The organism is Bradyrhizobium sp. LB8.2 (assembly GCF_040548035.1).
In the GTDB taxonomy this organism is placed as follows: Bacteria; Pseudomonadota; Alphaproteobacteria; order Rhizobiales; family Xanthobacteraceae; genus Bradyrhizobium.
In genome coordinates this window covers 51,374-70,609 of record NZ_JBEPQV010000034.1, presented here as the reverse complement: position 1 = coordinate 70,609, position 19,236 = coordinate 51,374, and the positions used below count along the sequence as shown (strand labels likewise).

General features: G+C 64.5%; 17 protein-coding genes and 2 tRNA genes. 16 read left to right on the top strand and 3 right to left on the bottom strand.

All coding sequences use genetic code 11. From position 1 onward, the window contains the following. The first annotated feature begins 26 nt into the window (after positions 1 to 26). Positions 27 to 560 carry a DUF805 domain-containing protein gene (locus ABIB06_RS31705; protein WP_247445674.1) on the top strand — a complete coding sequence of 178 codons (534 nt, stop codon included), beginning with the start codon at positions 27 to 29 and terminating at the stop codon, positions 558 to 560. On the opposite strand, the gene ABIB06_RS31700 is transcribed toward ABIB06_RS31705, so the two are convergent. Next, complete coding sequence (locus ABIB06_RS31700; RefSeq protein WP_354069813.1) at positions 557 to 1,591, bottom strand: cysteine synthase A; 1,035 nt, start codon at positions 1,589 to 1,591, stop codon at positions 557 to 559. The two genes, ABIB06_RS31705 and ABIB06_RS31700, sit on opposite strands and share 4 nt — an antisense overlap. Before the next feature lie 736 nt (positions 1,592 to 2,327). Here ABIB06_RS31700 and ABIB06_RS31695 point away from each other — a divergent pair. From ABIB06_RS31695 to ABIB06_RS31665, 7 genes are all read left to right on the top strand, one after another. Further along, positions 2,328 to 3,812, top strand: coding sequence for an efflux transporter outer membrane subunit (locus ABIB06_RS31695; protein ID WP_354050612.1), 1,485 nt, complete (start codon positions 2,328 to 2,330; stop codon positions 3,810 to 3,812). Next, a complete protein-coding gene (locus ABIB06_RS31690) occupies positions 3,802 to 5,196 on the top strand; it encodes an efflux RND transporter periplasmic adaptor subunit (RefSeq protein WP_354050611.1) in 1,395 nt (464 codons plus the stop codon). Before ABIB06_RS31695 ends, ABIB06_RS31690 begins: the two co-directional genes overlap by 11 nt. A gap of 36 nt (positions 5,197 to 5,232) precedes the next feature. Beyond that, the gene (locus tag ABIB06_RS31685; RefSeq protein ID WP_354050610.1) at positions 5,233 to 8,382 is read left to right on the top strand and encodes an efflux RND transporter permease subunit; all 3,150 of its coding nucleotides are present in this window, start codon (positions 5,233 to 5,235) and stop codon (positions 8,380 to 8,382) included. Then, entirely contained in the window at positions 8,382 to 11,486 is a 3,105-nt protein-coding gene (locus ABIB06_RS31680) for an efflux RND transporter permease subunit (protein WP_354050608.1), read from the top strand. Before ABIB06_RS31685 ends, ABIB06_RS31680 begins: the two co-directional genes overlap by 1 nt. A 41-nt stretch (positions 11,487 to 11,527) precedes the next feature. Next, positions 11,528 to 12,262, top strand: coding sequence for a tRNA-uridine aminocarboxypropyltransferase (locus ABIB06_RS31675; RefSeq protein WP_354050606.1), 735 nt, complete (start codon positions 11,528 to 11,530; stop codon positions 12,260 to 12,262). Between the two features lie 198 nt (positions 12,263 to 12,460). Beyond that, on the top strand, positions 12,461 to 12,940 hold the full coding sequence (locus ABIB06_RS31670; protein ID WP_354050605.1) for a hypothetical protein: 480 nt from the start codon (positions 12,461 to 12,463) through the stop codon (positions 12,938 to 12,940). Between the two features lie 35 nt (positions 12,941 to 12,975). Next, a tRNA-Cys gene (locus tag ABIB06_RS31665) sits at positions 12,976 to 13,049 on the top strand. Here ABIB06_RS31665 and ABIB06_RS31660 read toward each other — a convergent pair. After that, positions 13,018 to 13,170 carry a hypothetical protein gene (locus ABIB06_RS31660; protein ID WP_247353429.1) on the bottom strand — a complete coding sequence of 51 codons (153 nt, stop codon included), beginning with the start codon at positions 13,168 to 13,170 and terminating at the stop codon, positions 13,018 to 13,020. The genes ABIB06_RS31665 and ABIB06_RS31660 overlap by 32 nt on opposite strands. 68 nt (positions 13,171 to 13,238) lie before the next feature. Between ABIB06_RS31660 and ABIB06_RS31655 the strand changes: the two genes are divergently transcribed. Beyond that, positions 13,239 to 13,385, top strand: a complete 147-nt coding sequence (locus ABIB06_RS31655) for a hypothetical protein (protein WP_354050603.1) — start codon at positions 13,239 to 13,241, stop codon at positions 13,383 to 13,385. A gap of 88 nt (positions 13,386 to 13,473) precedes the next feature. Here ABIB06_RS31655 and ABIB06_RS31650 read toward each other — a convergent pair whose 3' ends face one another. Then, positions 13,474 to 13,668 carry a hypothetical protein gene (locus tag ABIB06_RS31650; RefSeq protein WP_247445682.1) on the bottom strand — a complete coding sequence of 65 codons (195 nt, stop codon included), beginning with the start codon at positions 13,666 to 13,668 and terminating at the stop codon, positions 13,474 to 13,476. 257 nt (positions 13,669 to 13,925) lie between these two features. On the opposite strand from ABIB06_RS31650, the gene ABIB06_RS31645 reads away from it, so the two are divergent. From ABIB06_RS31645 to ABIB06_RS31615, 7 genes are all read left to right on the top strand, one after another. After that, positions 13,926 to 14,186, top strand: a complete 261-nt coding sequence (locus tag ABIB06_RS31645; RefSeq protein WP_354050602.1) for a hypothetical protein — start codon at positions 13,926 to 13,928, stop codon at positions 14,184 to 14,186. 570 nt (positions 14,187 to 14,756) lie between these two features. Continuing rightward, on the top strand, positions 14,757 to 15,125 hold the full coding sequence (locus ABIB06_RS31640) for a hypothetical protein (RefSeq protein ID WP_247353421.1): 369 nt from the start codon (positions 14,757 to 14,759) through the stop codon (positions 15,123 to 15,125). A 133-nt stretch (positions 15,126 to 15,258) separates the two neighbouring features. Continuing rightward, positions 15,259 to 15,333, top strand: a tRNA-Asn gene (locus ABIB06_RS31635). 211 nt (positions 15,334 to 15,544) lie between these two features. Next, positions 15,545 to 15,724 carry a hypothetical protein gene (locus ABIB06_RS31630; protein ID WP_247353419.1) on the top strand — a complete coding sequence of 60 codons (180 nt, stop codon included), beginning with the start codon at positions 15,545 to 15,547 and terminating at the stop codon, positions 15,722 to 15,724. Between the two features lie 135 nt (positions 15,725 to 15,859). After that, on the top strand, positions 15,860 to 16,522 hold the full coding sequence (locus tag ABIB06_RS31625; protein WP_354050600.1) for a protein-L-isoaspartate O-methyltransferase family protein: 663 nt from the start codon (positions 15,860 to 15,862) through the stop codon (positions 16,520 to 16,522). A gap of 214 nt (positions 16,523 to 16,736) precedes the next feature. Next, on the top strand, positions 16,737 to 18,122 hold the full coding sequence (locus ABIB06_RS31620) for a TolC family outer membrane protein (RefSeq protein WP_354050598.1): 1,386 nt from the start codon (positions 16,737 to 16,739) through the stop codon (positions 18,120 to 18,122). A gap of 305 nt (positions 18,123 to 18,427) precedes the next feature. After that, positions 18,428 to 19,207, top strand: coding sequence for a PopZ family protein (locus tag ABIB06_RS31615; RefSeq protein WP_354050596.1), 780 nt, complete (start codon positions 18,428 to 18,430; stop codon positions 19,205 to 19,207). Positions 19,208 to 19,236: the final 29 nt, after the last annotated feature.

Here is a 19,236-nt window from a genome sequence, read left to right as displayed (position 1 = left end):
GCCTATGGCGCCAAAAGGGTGCGCCAATGCTCGGTTTCGTCTTCGGCTTGAACGCCCGGCTCGGGCGGCTGCATTTCTTCCTCGCCTCGGTCGCGCTTGCGATCGTGATGACGGCGATCTGCTTTGCGATCGCAATGGCCGTGCTGCGCAGCACCTCGCCCAGTGCGATCCGGCCGGAAGACCTCACCAGGAGCTGGGCGATCATCGCTGCGATCGTCTTCTTCGGAGTGGCGACCTTCACGCTGCAATCGATGCGCATCCGCGACATCGGCTGGGATCCGGTCTGCGTGGTCCCGGCCTGGTTCGCGCTCATGATCGTCGATCATGTCGTCGCGGGCCGGTTTCCGGCCTGGGCGATCGGGCGGGAGCACCAGGCAACGGCGGTCGGCGCGCTCGTCAATCTCGTGCTGATGCTCGCGCTCATGTTCTGGCCGACCGGCGACAGCGAAGGCTCCTACGGCGCTCCCCTCCCGCCGCGCACGCGCGAGGTCAGGCCCTCGCTATCGAACGAGCGTCTCGCGCGGGTGTCGCAGGGATCGTCGCGGTCGACCTGGGGCTAGACGAACGGCAGCTTGATGTTGCTGCGCTTCTCCAGCCATTCCGGCACCGGAAGGTTCTTGGCGCGCATGAAGTCCGCGTTGAACAGCTTCGACTGGTAACGGCTGCCGGAATCGCAGAGCACGGTGACGATCGTTTTGCCCGGTCCGAGCTGCTTTGCAAGACGCATCGCGCCGGCAATATTGATGCCGGTGGAGCCGCCGAGACACAGGCCTTCGTGCTGGAGTAGTTCGTAGATCACCGTCACCGCTTCGGCATCGGGAATGAGATAGGCGTCATCGACCTTCGCGCTTTCGACGATTGCGGTCGCCCGGTTGAGGCCGATGCCTTCGGTGATCGAGCCGCCCGGCATCGCCTTGGCATCGCCCGTTCTGAAATATTCATACATGCCGGCGCCATGCGGATCAGCGCAGGCGATCCTGACGTCCTTGCTCTTCTCTTTCAGATAGCGGCTGATGCCGGCCAGCGTGCCGCCGCTACCGACTGAGCAGACGAAACCGTCGACCTTGCCGCCGGTCTGGTCCCAGATCTCGGGGCCGGTGGACTCGAAATGCGCCTTCGCATTGTCGAGGTTGTTCCATTGGTCGGCGAACAGCACGCCGTTAGGCTCGGTCTTGCGCAGTTCGTCGGCGAGACGGCGGCCGACGTGCTGGTAGTTGTTCGGATTGGAATAGGGCAGGGCCGGCGATTCCAGGAGCTCGGCGCCGCACAGCTTCAAAAAGTCCTTCTTCTCCTGGCTCTGCGTTTCCGGGATCACGATCAGCGTACGGTAGCCGCGGGCGCTCGCGACGACCGCGAGCCCGATGCCCGTGTTGCCGGCCGTCGCTTCCACCACGAGACCGCCCGGCTTGAGCTCGCCGCGTTTCTCCGCCTCCAGGATCATCCATTTGCCGGCGCGGTCCTTGACCGACTGGCCGGGATTCATGAACTCGGCCTTGCCCAGGATGGTGCATCCGGTCAGTTCGGAAGCACGCTTGAGCTTGATCAGCGGGGTGTTGCCGATGGCTTCGACAACGTCGTTTTTGATGGTCATGTCAGGGGAAATCACTGGCAAAGGGGTTGATCAGGTTGACCAGAACCTAGTGCTTGGGAGGCAAAAGGGGAAGGCTTTTGCGCTGCGGCGAAACAAGCGGAAGTGCCCGCCGAAGCAGTGACATTTTTCCGTGCAGCGATCGCCGAGGATGAATGCTGGGCTACGTGGCGGGCTTCGGTAGGAGGATATGGCCGGTCTCTGCCTGGACATGGAAAATAACGGTCGTCGTCAGCACTCTCACGACCCATCCTCGCCTTTGGCCGGGACGCGCCGATGTCTGCGAGCGTGGATAACGTGCGGAAGGCGGCAGACATATCTGCGCGACGTATGCCTATTCGTTTTCGACAATCGACTTCGTGCGACTGGTCCGGCCTGGCTTCTGGACTGCGTTGAAGCCGCATCGCGAGCGGTGCGGGCGGATTGAGGGGATTGGCATCGGTGTGGCGGCAATATCACATGAAATCTTGGTAAGCTTGAACGCGCTCCGGAATGGCTTTGGAATTCAAGAAACACCTGCAGGACAGGGGCTTTTATATTTTCATAGTTTTGGAATCGTCGCATTTTGGCGGCCATCTCGCAACTGCGGGACTGTCCCGCTGTTCCGCGCCCGGCTAGGATGGGTGTCCGGTTCCGCAGAAAGCATCACCGCTGTGAACGAGTTATCCAGAGACCCCCGACTGTCCCGCCGCGAATCGGCTAATCCGTCGCGGCGGCGGCTCGATCTGCCCGGCGGGGGGTGGATGTGACACAGGATGTTCCTGCGATCGCCGTGTGGCGGTCTCCAGGTTCCGCGTCCCGGACGCGGCGCGCGACGCGCTGGCTTGCAGTGCTTTGCCTCGCCGCCGGTTCGGGCGCTTGCGTGCTGACGCAGGATCTACCGGATCCGGCGCTCGACGTTCCCACGCAGTACAAATACGCCGGCAAGGCCGATGCGCCGCCCACGCTGGATTGGTGGCGCGGCTTCCGCTCGGCGGAGCTGACGCAACTGATGGAGGAGGCGCACACCGTCAACCTCGACATCGCCGCCGCCGTCGCGCGCATCGTCCAGGCCGACGCCCAGGCGCGGCAGGCGGGCGCTGCACTGCTGCCGAGCCTGTCAGGGGGCGGGTCGGAGACCTATTCGCGCACCTCGGGCTCGTCGTCCTCCGGTCTCACCAATGGCGGCCGCGAGGTCGTCAACTACTCGGCCTCGCTCAGCGCGAGCTACCAGCTCGACTTCTGGGGCCAGAACCGCGATGCGCTGCAAACGGCCGAAGAGACCGCCAACGCCAACCGCTTCGACCGCGAAGTCGTCGCGCTGACGACGCTGGCAGGTGTCGCCAATGCCTATTTCCAGGTGCTGGCCTCGCAGGACCGCCTTCGCACCGCCCAGCGCAACATTGCGAGCGCCCAGCGCATCCTCGATGCCATCCGTGAGCGCCGCAAGGCCGGCACCGGCACCGATCTCGACGTCGCACAGCAGGAGAGCGTGCTCGCCAACCAGAAGGCGCTGGTGCCGCCGCTGCGGCAGACGCTGGACCAGAACGTCAACGCGCTCGCGGTGCTGGTGTCGCGGCCGCCGGAGAGCGTGCGTGTGCTCGGCGGCTCCCTGAACAACATCGCGATCCCGCGCGTCACGCCCGGCCTGCCGTCGGAGCTTCTGACGCAGCGGCCGGATATTCGACGTCAGGAGGCGCAGCTTGCCTCGGCCACCGCGAACATCGGCAATGCCCGTGCGCAGTTCTTTCCGACCATCCAGCTCACCGGCAATGGCGGCTATCAGAGTTCAGCGCTGGTGTCGCTGTTCCAGCCGCATGCGGCGTTCTTCCAGCTCGTCGGCAGCGCGGCGCAGCCGATCTTCGACGGCGGCAAGATCCTCGGCAATTTCGAATTTGCCAAGGCGCGGCAGGACGAATTGCTCCAGACCTACCGCAAGACCATCATCCAGTCGTTTGCCGATGTCGACAATGCGCTGTTCTCGATCAAGCAGACTACGATCAAGCTGCAATTGCAGCGTGATGTCCTGACCGCCTCGCGCCGCGCGTTCGATCTCTCCGAGCAGCAATTGCGCGCCGGCACTGCCGACATCGTGACCGTGCTCAATACCCAACTGACCCTGTTTCAGGCGGAAGACGCGCTGTCGCAGGCGCAACTTGCCCGGCTTCTTGCTATCGTCAGCCTGTATCAGGCGCTCGGCGGCGGCTGGGAGCCGAGGATGGAGAAACCGGTCAATGCTCTTTAAGCCGGACACGAAGCAAGGCGCGAAAGAAGGGACGGCGAAAAGGTCGCGCGGCCGCGGCTTCGTCATGACCCTGATCACGCTCGCGATCCTCGGCGGGCTTGGCTATCTCGGCTGGACCGCTACGCATCAGCAGCCGCAGGCGAACAACCGCAACCAGCGGCCCGATCTGCCGGTGCCGGTGCTGGCGGCGAGCCCGCGGGTCCAGGACGTTCCTGTCTATCTCGACGGCGTCGGCGCGATCCGCGCACTCAACACCGTGACAGTGCGCTCGCAGGTCGACGGCAAGCTGATCGCGGTCAACTTCACGGAAGGCCAGGAGGTCAAGAAGGGCGACGTGCTTGGCGAGATCGACCCGGCGCTCTATCAGGCGACGTATGACCAGGTCGTTGCCAAGAAGGCGCAGGACCAGGCCCAACTCGCCAACCAGCGTATCGACCTCACACGCTACGAGCAGTTGGCTGCGTCCAACGCCGGCTCCAAGCAGCAAGCCGACACCCAGCGCGCACTGGTCGCACAGACCGAGGCGCTGGTGAAGGCCGACCAGGCCGCGATCGACAATGCAGCGGCGACGCTGAGCTACACCAAGATCGTGGCGCCGCTCTCGGGTCGCGCCGGCCTGCGCCAGGTCGACCAGGGCAACATCATCCACGCCTCCGACACCACGGGCCTCGTCGTCATCACGCAATTGCAGCCGATCGCGGTGTGGTTCAGCCTGCCGCAACAGCAGATCATGCGGGTCAACGCGGCTGCGTCGAAGGGCACGCTTGCGGTCGACGTATTCGGCAATGACGGCATCACCGTAATCGACACCGGCAAGCTCACAGGCATCGACAACCAGGTCGATCAGACCACCGGCACGCTCAAGCTCAAGGCCGAATTCCCCAACGCCAATTACCAGGTCTGGCCGGGCCAGTTCGTCAATGTCCGCCTCAAGGTCGAGACCTTGATGCAGGCACTGGTGGTGCCGACCTCGGCCGTGCAGCGCGGACCGATCGGCACCTTCAGCTATGTGATCAGCGAGGACAATGTCGTCTCGGCCAAGCCCGTGACGGTGACACAGCAGAACGAGCATGACGCCGTCATTGCGAGTGGCCTGTCGGCGACCGACAAGGTCGTCACCACAGGCTTTGCCAATCTGTCCGACGGCTCCAAGGTGGTCATCGGCCGCGACGACCAGACCCCGTCGGCCGATCTCGCACCGCGCAAGCGCTCGCGCGGGCCGGATGGTCAGAAGAAGGATGGTGCAAAAGACGGCCAGAAGGATGGACAAGGCAAGGACGGCGAGTTTCGCGCCAAGCGGAAGAGCAGCGAAGGCGACCAGAAGGGCCAGACCGGACCGGCACCAGGGCCGGGAGCATCGGGAAGTGGAGCCAAGCAGCCATGATCCCGACAACAGCCGCCTGAGCGGCAGGCGTATCCCATGGGCGTCTCCGAACCCTTCATCCGACGGCCGATCGCGACCTCGCTGCTCGGCATCGCGCTTCTGATCGGCGGGCTGCTGGGCTATTTCGCGCTGCCGGTCTCTGCGCTGCCGCAGGTCGATTTCCCGACCGTGCAGGTGACGACGCAATTGCCGGGCGCGAGCCCCGACGTGATCGCCTCGCTGATCACCGCGCCGCTGGAGCGGCAGCTCGGCCAGATCCCGTCGCTGTCGGCGATGAACTCGACGAGTTCGTTCGGCGTCAGCCAGATATCGCTCCAGTTCGATCTCAACCGCGACATCGACGGCGCGACCCAGGATGTTCAGGCCGCGATCAATGCCGCGGCCGGCGTCTTGCCAAAAACGCTGCCTTATCCGCCGACCTACGCCAAGGTGAATCCGGCCGATGCGCCGGTGATGACTTTGGCGCTTCGCTCCGACACGATCTCGATGCGGGCGATGAGCGACATCGCGGACACGCTTTTGGCGCAACGTTTGAGCCAGATCTCCGGCGTCGGACGGGTCTCGGTGCTCGGCGGGCTGAAGCCGGCGGTCCGCATCCAGGCGGATCTCGCGCGGTTGGCTGCCTATGGCATCGCCATGGAGGATCTGCGCACCGCGATCGCCAATGCCAACGTCTCGGGGCCGAAAGGCTCGCTCGACGGCGCACAGCAATCCTACATCATCGCCGCCAACGACCAGATCGCCGCCGCCGACGCCTACAAGCCTGTGATCATCGCGTACCGCAACGGCTCGCCTGTTACCATCGCCGACGTCGCGCAGATCGTCGACGGGCTGGAAAACGACCGCACCGGCGGCTGGTACCAGGGTTCGCCTGCCGTCATCATCGATATCCAGCGTCAGCCCGGCGCCAATGTGATCGACGTCGTCAGCCAGATCCGCGCGGAAATCCCAAAGGTCCAGCGCGCTATTCCGGCCGGGGTGAACCTCACCATCGTCTCCGACCGCACCGTCACCATCCGTGCCTCGGTCCGCGACGTGCAGTTCACGTTGATCCTGAGCGTCGTGCTGGTGACGCTGGTGGTGCTGCTGTTCCTGCGCTCGCTACGCGCCACGCTGATCGCCGGCGTAGCGCTGCCGCTGTCGCTGATCACCAGCTTCGGCATCATGTATTTCGCCGGCTTCAGCCTCGACAATCTGTCGCTGATGGCGCTCACGATCGGCACCGGCTTCGTCGTCGACGATGCCATCGTGATGATCGAGAACATCGTCCGTCACATGGAGAACGGCGACGGCGCGATGGAGGCTTCGCTCAAGGGCGCCAGCGAAATCGGCTTCACGGTGATCTCGCTGACGGTGTCGTTGATCGCGGTGTTCATCCCGCTGTTGTTCATGTCGGGCCTTGTGGGTCGCATGTTCCGCGAATTCGCGCTGACGCTGACGATCGCGGTCGTGACCTCGGCCGTGGTCTCGCTGACGCTGACGCCGATGATGTGCTCGCGGCTGCTCAAGCACGCTCATGAGGAACTGGCGGTACCGGGACTGGCTGCGATCAGCCGCTTCATCGACCGGACCGTCGAGGGTTATCACCGGACGCTTCTGTGGGTGCTGGAACGTCAGCGCGCTACGCTGGTCGTGACTTTTGCTACGCTGGTGGCAACCCTGGTTCTCTACGTCGTCGCGCCGAAGGGCTTTTTGCCGCTGCAGGACACCGCCTCGATCACGGCGGTGACGGAAGCCGGTGCCGACGTGTCGTTCGCGGAGATGCAGAAGCGGCAGGGCGAGGCCGCCGACGCCATCAAGGCCGACCCTGATGTGACCGGCGTGGTCTCGGTCATTGGCGCCGGCTCGGTCAACCCGACCACCAATGTCGGGCGACTTGTCATGACGCTGAAACCTCGTGGCGAGCGGCGCGACGATGTCAGCGCGGTTATCGCCCGGCTGAAGGAGACGGTATCAGGCATCCCCGGCATGACCGTTTATTTCCAGCCGGTGCAGGACGTGCAGATCTCGACCCAGTCGAGCCGCTCGCAATACCAGTACACGCTGACCGGCACCGACGCGGCGCTGGTGTCGGAATGGGCGCGCAAGCTGGTCGCCGAGATGCGGCGCGATCCGCTGTTCCGCGACGTCTCCTCGGAGGCGCAGGAAGGCGGATTGCGGGCGCAGCTCACTGTCGACCGCACGCGGGCCGGCCAGCTTGGCGTCAGCCTGCAGGGCATCACCGACACGCTCAACGACGCCTTCGCGCAGCGCCAGATCTCGACCATCTACGGCCAGGCCAACCAGTACCGCGTGGTGCTGGAAGCGCTGCCGATGTACCAGCGCGATCCCTCGGTCCTGTCGAAGCTTTATCTGCCGGGCGGGGCGAGCGCGACCGCCGGCGCGCCCAACGCGCAGGTGCCGCTGTCCGCCGTCGCGACGCTGACCCGGACCACCGCACCGCTGGCGATCTCGCACCAGGCGCAATTCCCGTCGATCTCGCTCAGCTTCAACCTCGCGCCGGGCGCGGCGCTCGGCGATGCCGTCGAGGCCGTGAAGACCATCGAGACCCGGATCGAGATGCCCAACAGCATCGTCGGCGTCTATGCCGGCGACGCCGCGGAATTCTCCAAGGCGCTTGCCGGTCAGCCCTGGCTGCTGCTCGCCGCGGTGATCACGATCTACATCGTGCTCGGCGTGCTCTATGAGAGCTATATCCACCCGATCACGATCCTGTCCACGCTGCCGTCAGCCGGCGTCGGCGCGATCCTGGCGCTGATGCTGTGCGGGCAGGACCTCTCGGTGATAGGCCTGATCGGCATCATCCTGTTGATGGGCATCGTCAAGAAGAACGCGATCATGATGATCGACTTCGCTCTGGAAGCGGAGCGCAACCAAGGCATGCCGCCGCATGAGGCGATCGTGCAGGCTTGCTTGCTGCGCTTCCGCCCGATCATGATGACGACGCTGGCCGCGCTGTTCGGCGCGCTGCCGCTGGCGATCGAGAGCGGCACCGGCGCCGAGCTGCGCTTTCCGCTCGGCATCTCCATCATCGGCGGTTTGCTGCTGAGCCAGTTGCTGACGCTCTACACCACGCCGGTGATCTACCTCGCGCTCGACCGCATCAACCGCCGCCTCGAGCAGACGCTGCCGCCGGCGGAATCCGGCGGCCCGCCCGTCGCGGGCGCGACCGAGGGGATGCAGTGATGGCATCGATCTCGGAGCCCTTCATCCGCCGCCCGGTCGCGACCACGCTGCTGTCGATCGGGTTGTTCCTGCTGGGTGGGGTCGCCTACGAGTTCCTTCCCGTCGCCTCGGTCCCGAACGTCGATTTCCCCGCCGTCTTCGTCTCGGCCAGCCGTCCGGGCGCCGACCCCTCCGTGATGGCCGCGACTGTTGCGTCGCCGCTGGAGCGCCGGCTTGGCGAGATCGCGGGCATCAACCAGATCACTTCGACGTCGTCGCTCGGCACCACCAACATCCAGCTCCAGTTCGATATCGGCCGCAACATCGACAAGGCCGCGCGCGACGTGCAGGCGGCGATCAACGCATCGCTGGTCGACCTGCCGAGCGATTTGCCGACGTTGCCACGCTTCCGCAAGGCCAACACCGCCGGCGCCCCCGTGTTCGTGCTGGCGCTGACCTCGAAGACGTTGTCGGCGAGCGCGATCTACGACGTCGCCGATACGGTTTTGGCGCAGCGCATCTCGCAGGTGCCGGGCGTCGGCGACGTCACGGTTTCCGGCGCCGATCAGCCGGCAGTGCGGGTGCAGCTCAACCCCGTCGCGCTGTCCAACGCCGGCATCGCCACCGACGACGTGCGGACCGCGATCATCAATGCCAACCCGCTCGGTCCCGTCGGCATCTTCAACGGCGAGCGCCAGAGCGAGACGCTGTCGCTCAACAAGCAGATGCGAACGGCGAAAGAGTTCCGCGACATCGTCATCAAGAGCTCGAACGGCAATTTCGTCCGGCTGGCCGACGTCGCCGACATCGAGGACGGCGTCCGCAACGCCCGCTCGATCGCCTGGTTCAACAAGCAGCCGGCGGTGCTGATCCAGATCACCAAGCAGGGCGATGCCAACGTTATCGACACCGTCGACCGGGTGAAGGCGCTGATCCCCGAGTTGAAGCAATGGATCCCGGCCGGCGTCGATATTTCCACTTTGGTCGATCGCACCAGCACGATCCGCGCCAGCGTGCTCGACATGCAGTGGACCTTGCTCGCGACCGCCATCCTGGTGATGGTCGTCGTGTTCGTGTTCCTGCGGCGGCTGACGCCGACGATCGCGGCTGGAATCTCCGTGCCGCTGGCGCTGGCCGGGACCTGCGCCGGCATGTGGGTCGCGGGCTTCTCGATCGACAATCTGTCGCTGATGGCGCTGGCGATCTCCGTCGGCTTCGTGGTCGATGACGCCATCGTCATGATCGAGAACATGTACCGCAATCTCGAGCACGGCATGCGGCCGCTCCAGGCGGCATTGGACGGGGCCCGGCAGATCGGCTTCACCGTTGTGTCGATCAGCCTGTCGCTGATCGCAGCCTTCACGCCGCTGATTTTCATGGACGGCATCGTCGGCCGGCTGCTGCGCGAGTTCTCGCTGACGCTGACCTTCGCGATCCTGGTCTCGACCCTGGTGTCGCTCACGGTGACGCCGATGATCTGCGCGCATTACATTCGGGAGGCCACGTCCGGGACGGCGACCCTGTTCGACCGCATCATCGAAGGCTCGCTGTCGCGCATCGTCGCGTTCTATACCCGCACCCTGCGCACTGTTCTCGAATATCCGCTGCTGACGCTGCTGGTGTTCTTCGCCACCATCGGCCTCACAATCACGCTCTACATCAAGATCCCCAAGGGCTATTTCCCGACCGACGATTCCGGCTTCGTCATCGGCGCGACGCGCGCCTCGGCCGACATCTCCTTTCAGTCGATGCTGAGCCTGCAGCAGCGGCTCGCCGACATCGTGATGCAGGACCCGGCCGTGGCCGGCATCGGCTCGACCGTCGGCAGCGGCGGCGGGCCGGGCGGCGCGACGTCCAATCGCGGCATCATGTACATCAGCCTGAAGCCGCCGGAGGAGCGCGACCACGTCTCGACCCAGGTGGTGATCGACCGTCTCAGACGCGCCCTGTACCCGGTGCCCGGCATCCGCCTCTTCATGTTCGCCGCCCAGGACGTGCGCGCCGGCGGCCGACAGAGCGATTCCGACTATCAGTACACGCTGACCAGCACCGATCTCGGCCTGTTGCAGAAGTGGGCTCCCATTGTGGCCAAGCGCATGGAGAGCGTGGAGGGCATCACCGATATCTCCAGCGACCGCGATCCCGGCGGACTTCAACTGACCTTGTCCATCGACCGCCAGAAGGCTTCTGCGCTCGGCGTCCGCGTCCAGGACATCGACAACGCGCTCAACAACGCGTTCTCGCAGCGGCAGATCGGGATCATCTACACCCAGCGCAACCAGTACATGACCGTGCTGGAGATCGATCCGAAATTCCAGGTCGACCCGTCCAACCTCGAACGCATCTATGTCGCCGGCGCGGGCGATGCGCAGGTGCCGCTGTCGGCCGTGGTGCACGCGACGCGCGGGCTCGCCGCGCTCGCGGTCTATCATTCGCAGTCGTTCCCATCGACCACGGTGTCGTTCAACCTGCTGCCGGACGTGCAGATCCAGGCCGCAACGCAAAACATCCAGCGCGCGGTCGAGGAATTGCACATGCCGGAGGGCATCCGCGGCAGTTTTGACGGCAATGCCGGCGATTTCGCCAAGACCAGCGGCCGCCAGCCGCTCCTGATCCTCGGCGCGCTGGTGGCGATGTATATCGTGCTCGGCGTGCTCTACGAGAGCCTCGCCCATCCGCTCACAATCATCTCGACGCTGCCCTCGGCGGGCCTCGGCGCTCTTCTTGCACTTCAGATCACGAATACGCCGCTCACGGTGATCGCCTTCGTCGGCATCATCCTGTTGATCGGCATCGTCAAGAAGAACGGCATCATGATGGTGGATTTCGCGCTCGACGCCGAGCGCCAGCGCGGCCTGTCCTCGGCGGAGGCGATCTTCGAGGCCTGCCAGGCGCGCTTCCGCCCGATCCTGATGACGACCATGGCGGCATTGTTCGCCGGCATTCCGCTGGTGGTCGCGACCGGCCCCGGCACGGAGCTGCGCCGTCCGCTCGGCATCACCATCATCGGCGGGCTGTTCGTCTCCCAGATCCTGACACTCTACACCACGCCCGTGATCTACCTGCTGATCGACCGCCTGCGCCGGCGCTCCGAGCCGCGCCCGCTGGCCGCGCCGGCTGAATAGGCAGGTTGTTGAACCGCCGTGCAAAGCGTATAGCGGCGGCCATGTCGAACCTCACCGCCGCCACGCCGGCCGATCCGATCCCTGAATGCCCGCACTGCCAGAAGCCGATGCCGCTGTGCATCTGCGACAGCGTCACGCCGCTTAAGAACCGCCTTGGGCTCCTGATCCTGCAGCATCCGCAGGAGCAGGACAGGGCACTCGGAACCGCCCGGCTGCTTGCGAAGCATTTCGCCGATGCCACCTTGCGCGTCGGCCTGTCCTGGCCGAGCCTGTCCAAGGCGCTGGGGCAACCGATCGAGAACGCCTCGCACTGGGCCGTGCTCTATCTCGGCTCGGCGCACGCCGCCGATCTCGGGGCCGAGGGCGAAATCCTGGCGCTCAACCGCAAGGGCGAGGTCGCGGACAACCAGCGAGCGCTCCTCGGCAAGCTCGAAGGCGTGGTGCTGCTGGACGGCACCTGGAGCCAAGCCAAGGCACTGTGGTGGCGCAACCCCTGGATGCTGAAATGCCAGCGTGTCATCCTTAATCCCGCCGCCCCCTCGCGCTACGGGCGCCTGCGCAAGGAGCCGCGGAAGGACGGACTGTCGACCATCGAGGCCGCCGCGACGATCTTCTCCGGTCTGGAGAAGCGCCCCGACATCGCCGAGACGCTCAATGCCAGTTTTGAACGGATGTTAACATGCTACCGCGAGGTCCAGACCGAGATGCCCGAATTGGCGCCAAAGCCGGTGGCCAAGGACCGGCGGCGCGGTGTCCGGCGGGGCAAGCGAGCCTGACTTCGGCCTGGATCATTCGTACGGTCGATTGCCCCGCGAGGGACGGACAGATAGAGACGATCGGCCAACAGGCCGCGATCTGCTATCCTGTCGCACCATCGCAGCGCCGGGAGCGGAAGGGGCCGTCGAATTCAGCTTGCAGCGAAGGAGATCCTTGGCCAGGCGGCGCGGTTCGATCGTTGGGGCACGCTCGCCCTGATGGACATTTCGCTGCGCTATCGACGCACCGTGGTCGGCCCGCTCTGGATCACGCTGACGCTCGCGGCGACCATTGCCAGCGTCGGTACGGTCTATGCGGCACTGTTCAAGCAGGACGTCACGAGCTTTCTGCCGCCCTTCGCCGTCGGCCTGATCGTCTGGACCCTGATTGCGACGACGCTTCAGGAAGGCTTAAACATCTTCGCGGCGTCGGGCCATCTGATCAAGGCGGTGCCGGCACCGACCTGCTTGAAGATGCGGCCGACCGATCGTGAGCTCGTCCCAGATTACGTCGTAGTCATCCGGTGCGGTTTCGCCGCCGATGACGTTCCGGCGCATGGAGAGATCGTCGGTCATCGCCCTGCCAAATCACGCCGCCGCAGGCTGCGCAAGAACGAAGCGCGCACATGCATTTCAGAACTGCTGCGGAATTGGCATTTCAGAACTGTGCTCCAAGGCGGCCCGACGGCAGTTGCCTAACCCGTTGATCTCAGGTAACGATCCGCCCTCGTTGGGGCCACGTGGCGGAGTGGTTACGCGCCGGTCTGCAAAACCGTTTACTCGGGTTCGAGTCCCGACGTGGCCTCCATCACAACCTCTTGATATTTCAGCAAATATTCGATTGCGTCGCGGGTGCCATTGGTCGCGCGCAGGCGCTGCCGCTGGCCGCGGACACCGGGTTTGCCCGGGGCCTGGCGGAAATCCGCCATTCAGCCCCGCTGGCATAGTCTTCGCATCAGCGAAGTGATGCATTTCCCGTTCGAGCGCTGGAGAGCACGTGAGCGAAATCGTCCGATTTGTCCCGAAATCCGAGCTGGAGCGGGCTCGCCTCATTCGCGAGGCCCGCGCGATCTACGACAGCATCTTTCCGTCGGCCGCAGCCGACCGGATGCCGCAGGACAACGGGGACCACGTCAAGACCTGATCGCGGCCGCACCGGGTTGTCGGCGTAGGGACCATAGCAAAACGCCCGCTAAGCGCGGGCGCATCCGTTCACGGTGAAGATGATGGCCTCAGCAGGCCGCGTACCAGCCCTCGGGAAAGGGCAGGAGTGGCCAGGCGCCCTCGTTATCGTTGGCGGCCTTGGGCGTTGCGGCGTACGTCCACGAGCGGGGCACGAAATTCTCCTCCGACGCGAACGCCGGATCTTCATGGACCATGGCGTCCTGGACGGAATCCAGCAGCAAGTTGAATTCGGCTTCGCTCATCACACCCTCCGGACCGCGGATGGCGCACTGTCGCAAAGACGGTTTGTTTCCCGATTGAGCCGATCGTTGGCATTTTAACGATCCGGCGATCAGGCCCCGATTGGTTAGCGATTCATGAAAATCCTCGCGCGAACCTTAGGTTCCTGCCGAGCGCCGTCAGTGTGAAGGAGATCACATCGGCGGCGGTTTAATTCTCCTACCCCTTCGCAACCGGCCAATTCAGGCCGGGGCGGGCAGGGCAGAACGGGAGACTGGTCATGACGGCGAGGTTCTCGCGGTTTGCGGGCGTGAAAAGCCGGGCGCGTCGCGCCTCGACGCTCGGGATGTTCCTGACTCTGTTTGCCTCTGCGGCGCACGCCCAGGGAACGCAGGAGCAACGGCAGGCCTGTACGCCTGACGTCTACCGGCTCTGCGCCGGCGAGATTCCCAACATCCGCGCCATCACAGCCTGCCTGCGCCGCAACCGCGCCAGCCTGAGCGAAGCGTGCCGCGCCGTGTTCGGCCAGGCCGGCGGCTGAGCGGCCTGTGGGTTTGTGCGCAGCAAGTGGCTCGCGCGCACTCACGAATCCAGCATAGTCGGCCTGTGGATATGCTGCGGATAGGCTGTGGAGCAACGGCGTGCCGCAGATGCCGCGCGTAGATGCGTCTGCAGCTCGTCATATCTTTGTCAAACGATCTCACCGGATAATTCGCCGATCGTGCAGATCGCTGCCGCCGTCAAGATTATTTGGTTCTTCCGAATTCGGAATTGCATGTCTCGCCATCCCCTGCGGGATGCGTAGCCCAGAGGGGCATATCGCGATCGTCACGAGCAACGGCGCCGCAGTGCCGGCGCCCACGCCGGAGAAAACAAACTCCGCCGATCTATGAATGCCGGTTCATTGCTGCGGAGAATTCGAATCGATAAGAACTGGCTCGTTGCGTGTCTCGCGTCGCGCAACGAGCCGGAGCGCGGATCGATAGATCGCGTCTTGAACCTTCCGATTGCGTCCCGGACCAATCCCTCAAGGCAACGCCATTGGTTGCCGCGGCGCCTGCGCCGATCGACGTCAGGCGCCGGAGCCCTGTTTCGATCGGGGGAATTTTATATGAAATATTTTCTGTCTGCACTGATCGCGATCGGTCTATCGATTGCCGCCGCGCCGTCATTCGCGGCTGACGCCCGTAACGTCACCGTCGTCAACGAGACCGGCTATGCCATCAAATTCCTGGGCTTCAACGCCCCGGACGATGGCATGGACGAATGGGACAACGAGCTCGACAAGGTTTTGCAGAACCAGGCGAGCACCTATGTCGAGTTCGACGATGACGACGATGGTTGTGTCTGGAACGTCCGCGTCGACTGGCAGAACTATGACGAGACCGTGCTCTGGAAGAACGTCAACCTCTGCAAGTTCACGGCGCTTCGGCTGCGCTACGATTCCGGCACCAAGACCACCTCGTTCATTGCCGAGTAACTTGACCTGACATGGCCCGAGGAGGGGCCGCGTGCCCTTCCTCGCCGCAATGCGCAAGATAGCGAATTCGTCCTTTGCAAGCGCAAGCGGCTTTGTTATACGCAGCCGCGCGCGAACGACGAGTTCGCCCTTTTCCTCGGTAGCTCAGCGGTAGAGCATCCGACTGTTAATCGGATGGTCGCAGGTTCGAATCCTGCCCGGGGAGCCATTCCATCGCAAATTCAATGGGTTATGTCCGCGCCTTCGCGCGATTCGTGATCGCGTTGCGACGATCTCTGAACACCATTTCCTCGATCTCCGCGCGGAATCACGTTCAATCAGATGTGTGCGATGGCACGGACGCGCCATCAGGGCGGCGCCAAATCGACTCAATTGGAACCGAGCTTCGCCAGTGCCGGATTTTTACGGAGCTGATTCCCATGCCAGACATCCAGGTCGACCGTTACCAAATGGCTCCCTCGATTCTGCCGGCGGACATCCCTGAACTCAGCGACGATGAATGCCTCGCCTGCCTGGCGCGTGCGGTCGAGACACACGATTCGGCGCGGCTGGATGAAGTCGCCGCATTGATCGGCCGGCTCGCGGTCACGATCGAATAAGCCTCGCGTTCGATGTTGCGAGTTGCGGAAGGCCCCGGTCTGCGGGGCCAACGGCCATGTTGCGTTTTTGCCGGGCATGTTCCAAAGATGCCGCAACTTTCGTCCGCGGCATCGTCCGCCTTGCAGGGTCCGCAAATGTCCGGTTTCTCCACCGCGCGCCTAAAAATGGTCGATGGCCAGGTGCGCACCAGTGATGTCACCGACCGTCGTGTTCTCGACGCCATGCTCATGATTCCGCGCGAGGCCTTCGTGCCGGTGGCCCGGCAGGCATTGTCCTATCTCGACCTCGATCTCGACGTCAGCGAGGGCGGCGCCAAGCGCTTCCTGATCAAGCCGCAGCTGACCGGCAAGCTGCTCCAGGCCGCCGAGATCGGCGAGGGTGACAACGTGCTGGTCGTCGGTTGCGCCACGGGCTACCTCGCCGCGCTGACCGCCAAGCTCGCCCGCCAGGTCACCGCGACGGAATGCGATTCGGCCTTGGCCGCGAAAGCCAAGGACACATTCGCCGCCCTCGGGCTTGCCAACGTCGCCTGCAAGGCTGCGGCCTGCAGCGAGGGCGATGCCGCTGCTGCTCCCTATGATGTTATCGTCCTCAACGGCTCCGCCGAGGTGACACCGGCAGAGCTGCTCGGGCAGCTCAAGGAGGGGGGGCGACTGCTGGGGGTCTCTGCCGAATCCAGGCCGCCGCGCGCCATGATCGTGACCCATACCCACGGGGAATTTGGCCATCGGGCGCTGTTCGATGCCGCTGCCCCGGTCCTTCCGGGGCTGGAACGGGCCGCCGCCTTCGTCTTCTGACGGCCGTTTGGCGGCTTTGGCCTGTTAAAATCCCGTTCTGAATCAGAAGTGTGGCCGGGATGCTGCACGTGAAGAGTTTCCACCGGGAACCACCCTCAGGTAGTTCCGTCGCGCTTGACCGCGTCCTATGTTGCGACGGGGCAACGACTCCACTCGTAGACGGTAACCACGCTCGCGGGCACGAGCTTGGCGTTAGAATGAACGGAATTTTTGGATGCATGGGGTGAAGCTCTTCACCGGAGCTGCGATTTCGGTCCTGTTGCTCGCGCTTGCCGGGCCGGCGCCCGCCTTGGCGGATACGATCGAGGCTGCGCTGGTGCGCGCCTATCAGAACAATCCGCAGCTGAACGCACAGCGCGCCCAGGCGCGCTCGACCGACGAGAACGTGCCGCAGGCGCTGTCAGGTTACCGTCCCAAGGTCAATGTGACCCTCGGCACCGGATATCAATATCAGGAAATCCAACAGTTGCAGAGGGTGCCGCCGATCAATGGCGTCCTTCAGCCCAACAGCGCCAGCCTGACCGTCAACCAGACGCTCTACAACGGCAATCAGACTGCCAACAGGACGCGCGCGGCGGAGAGCCAGGTCTCGGGGTCCCGCGAGGCGTTGCGTGTGCTCGAGCAGACGGTCCTGCTGCAGGCCGCCACGAGCTACATGGACTTCCTGCGTGACTCGGCAACTCTCGAAGTTCAGCGCAGCAATGTGCGCGTACTCGAACAGACGCTCAAGCAGACACGCGATCGCTTCAATGTCGGCGAGGTGACGCGCACCGACGTGGCGCAATCCGAAGCGCAACTGGCTGCCGGCAGGACCCAAGCCCTGACTGCCGAATCGAATCTCACGACGACGCGCGCGAATTTCCGCCGAATCATCGGAAACGAGCCGACGAACCTTGCGCCGGGCTCGCCGGTCGATCGCTTCCTGCCCGCGGGCATTGCCTCCGCGGTTAATCTCAGCCTGGTGGAGAACCCAAGCGTCACGGCTGCGATGTACGGCATCGACGTCAACTATCTCCAGGTCAAGATCAACGAGGGTGCGCTGCTGCCGACGGTCACGGTCCAGGCTGGTGTCAGTACGGCGTACCAGCAGACCCTGTCGGTTTTTCGAACGAATACCGCGTCCGCCATCGCGACAGCTTCCATCCCGATCTATCAGGGCGGCGCGGAATATTCGCTGATCCGACAATCGAAAGAGAACCTGGCGCAGCAGCGCCTGAATCTCGAAACCACCCGCGATCAAACCCGCGCCAACGTTGTGCAGGCCTGGGGTCAGTTGGAAGCGGGCAAGGCGCAGGTGCAATCCGCGCAGGCGCAGGTCACGGCCTCCGAGATCGCGCTGAACGGCGTGCGCGAGGAAGCCAAGGCCGGCCAGCGCACCACGCTCGACGTGCTCAACGCGCAGCAGGCGCTTGTGAACGCGCGCGTTGCGCTCGTCACTGCCCAGCATGACCGCGTGGTGGCGTCCTATTCGGTGCTCAACGCGGTCGGTCGTCTCGCGCCTCAGGTGCTTGGCCTTGCGACCACGGTCTACGATCCCAGCGTGCACTACCAGCAGGTTCGCGATAGCTGGGCAGGCGTGCGTACGCCTGACGGACGCTAAAGTCCCGTAGTCATCCGGTCGGCCTCGCAAACAGCCGAGGCCAACCGGTGCTTTGCTTGCAATCATCAAAACCCCTGACATAGCCTTGCCAAGACGATGCGGGTCGATTCGCTCCGCACCTGATGTCGTGTGCGTAAAGCTTGAGTGCCAAGGGCAGGGGCGCACCGCTGCACGTTGAGCCGTGAACTGGGGACAAGTCGGGCTGCCGCGTCGAAAACGGCGGGTCACCCATCCGGAACCGGCCAATCCTGTCGTGCTTGGTGTAAAACAACGCATGCGAGGGCGTTGATGATGTGGAGTCGGAGATGACGCAGCCTGCAAAGGTCACAGAACCCTCGATGGAGGAGATTCTGGCCTCGATCCGGCGCATCATTGCCGACGATGAGGCCAAGCCGCCGCCGGCTGACGCCGCCAAGCCCGAGAAAGCTGCCGCCCCCGCCGCGCCGCCGAAGCCGCAGGCGATCAGCGACATTCCGCCGTCCAAGGTCGCGCCGGCCAAACCGGCGGCCGAGAAGCCCGTACCGCCTCCGGCCGCAAAGCCGGCACCGGCGCCACCCCCCGCCGCCGCCGCCGCGGCGGATGCATCCAACAATCAGGACGATATCGACGCGCTGCTGGCGGGCCTCGACACGGCCACGGCTGCGCCAGAAATCCGCGCTCCCGAGCCGGAGCCCGAACCTGAGCCCGACGTGCTGGAATTGACCGACGATATGGCGATGGCGATGGAGCCGACGCCGCCTCCGCCGCCGCCGAGCTTCCGCAAGGTCGAGCCGCGCGACGACCTCGAATTCGCCGAATCGCCGCCGCCGCGTCCAACGCCGGCCTCCTATGCGCCCGTGGACTACGATGCGCCGCCAGTGCCGCCCCAACAGCCGATCCTGGCCCAATCGACGGTCTCGGCAGTCGAGTCCGCCTTCAATTCCCTGGCCCACACAGTGCTCAGCAGCAATGCGCGAACGCTGGAGGACCTGGTCAAGGAGATGCTGCGTCCGATGCTGAAGTCCTGGCTCGACGACAATTTGCCCGGTCTCGTAGAACGCATCGTGAAGGCCGAAATCGAGCGGGTATCGCGCGGCGGCAGGTAGATCGGGCCGCAGGACCCTCGTAAAGCCCT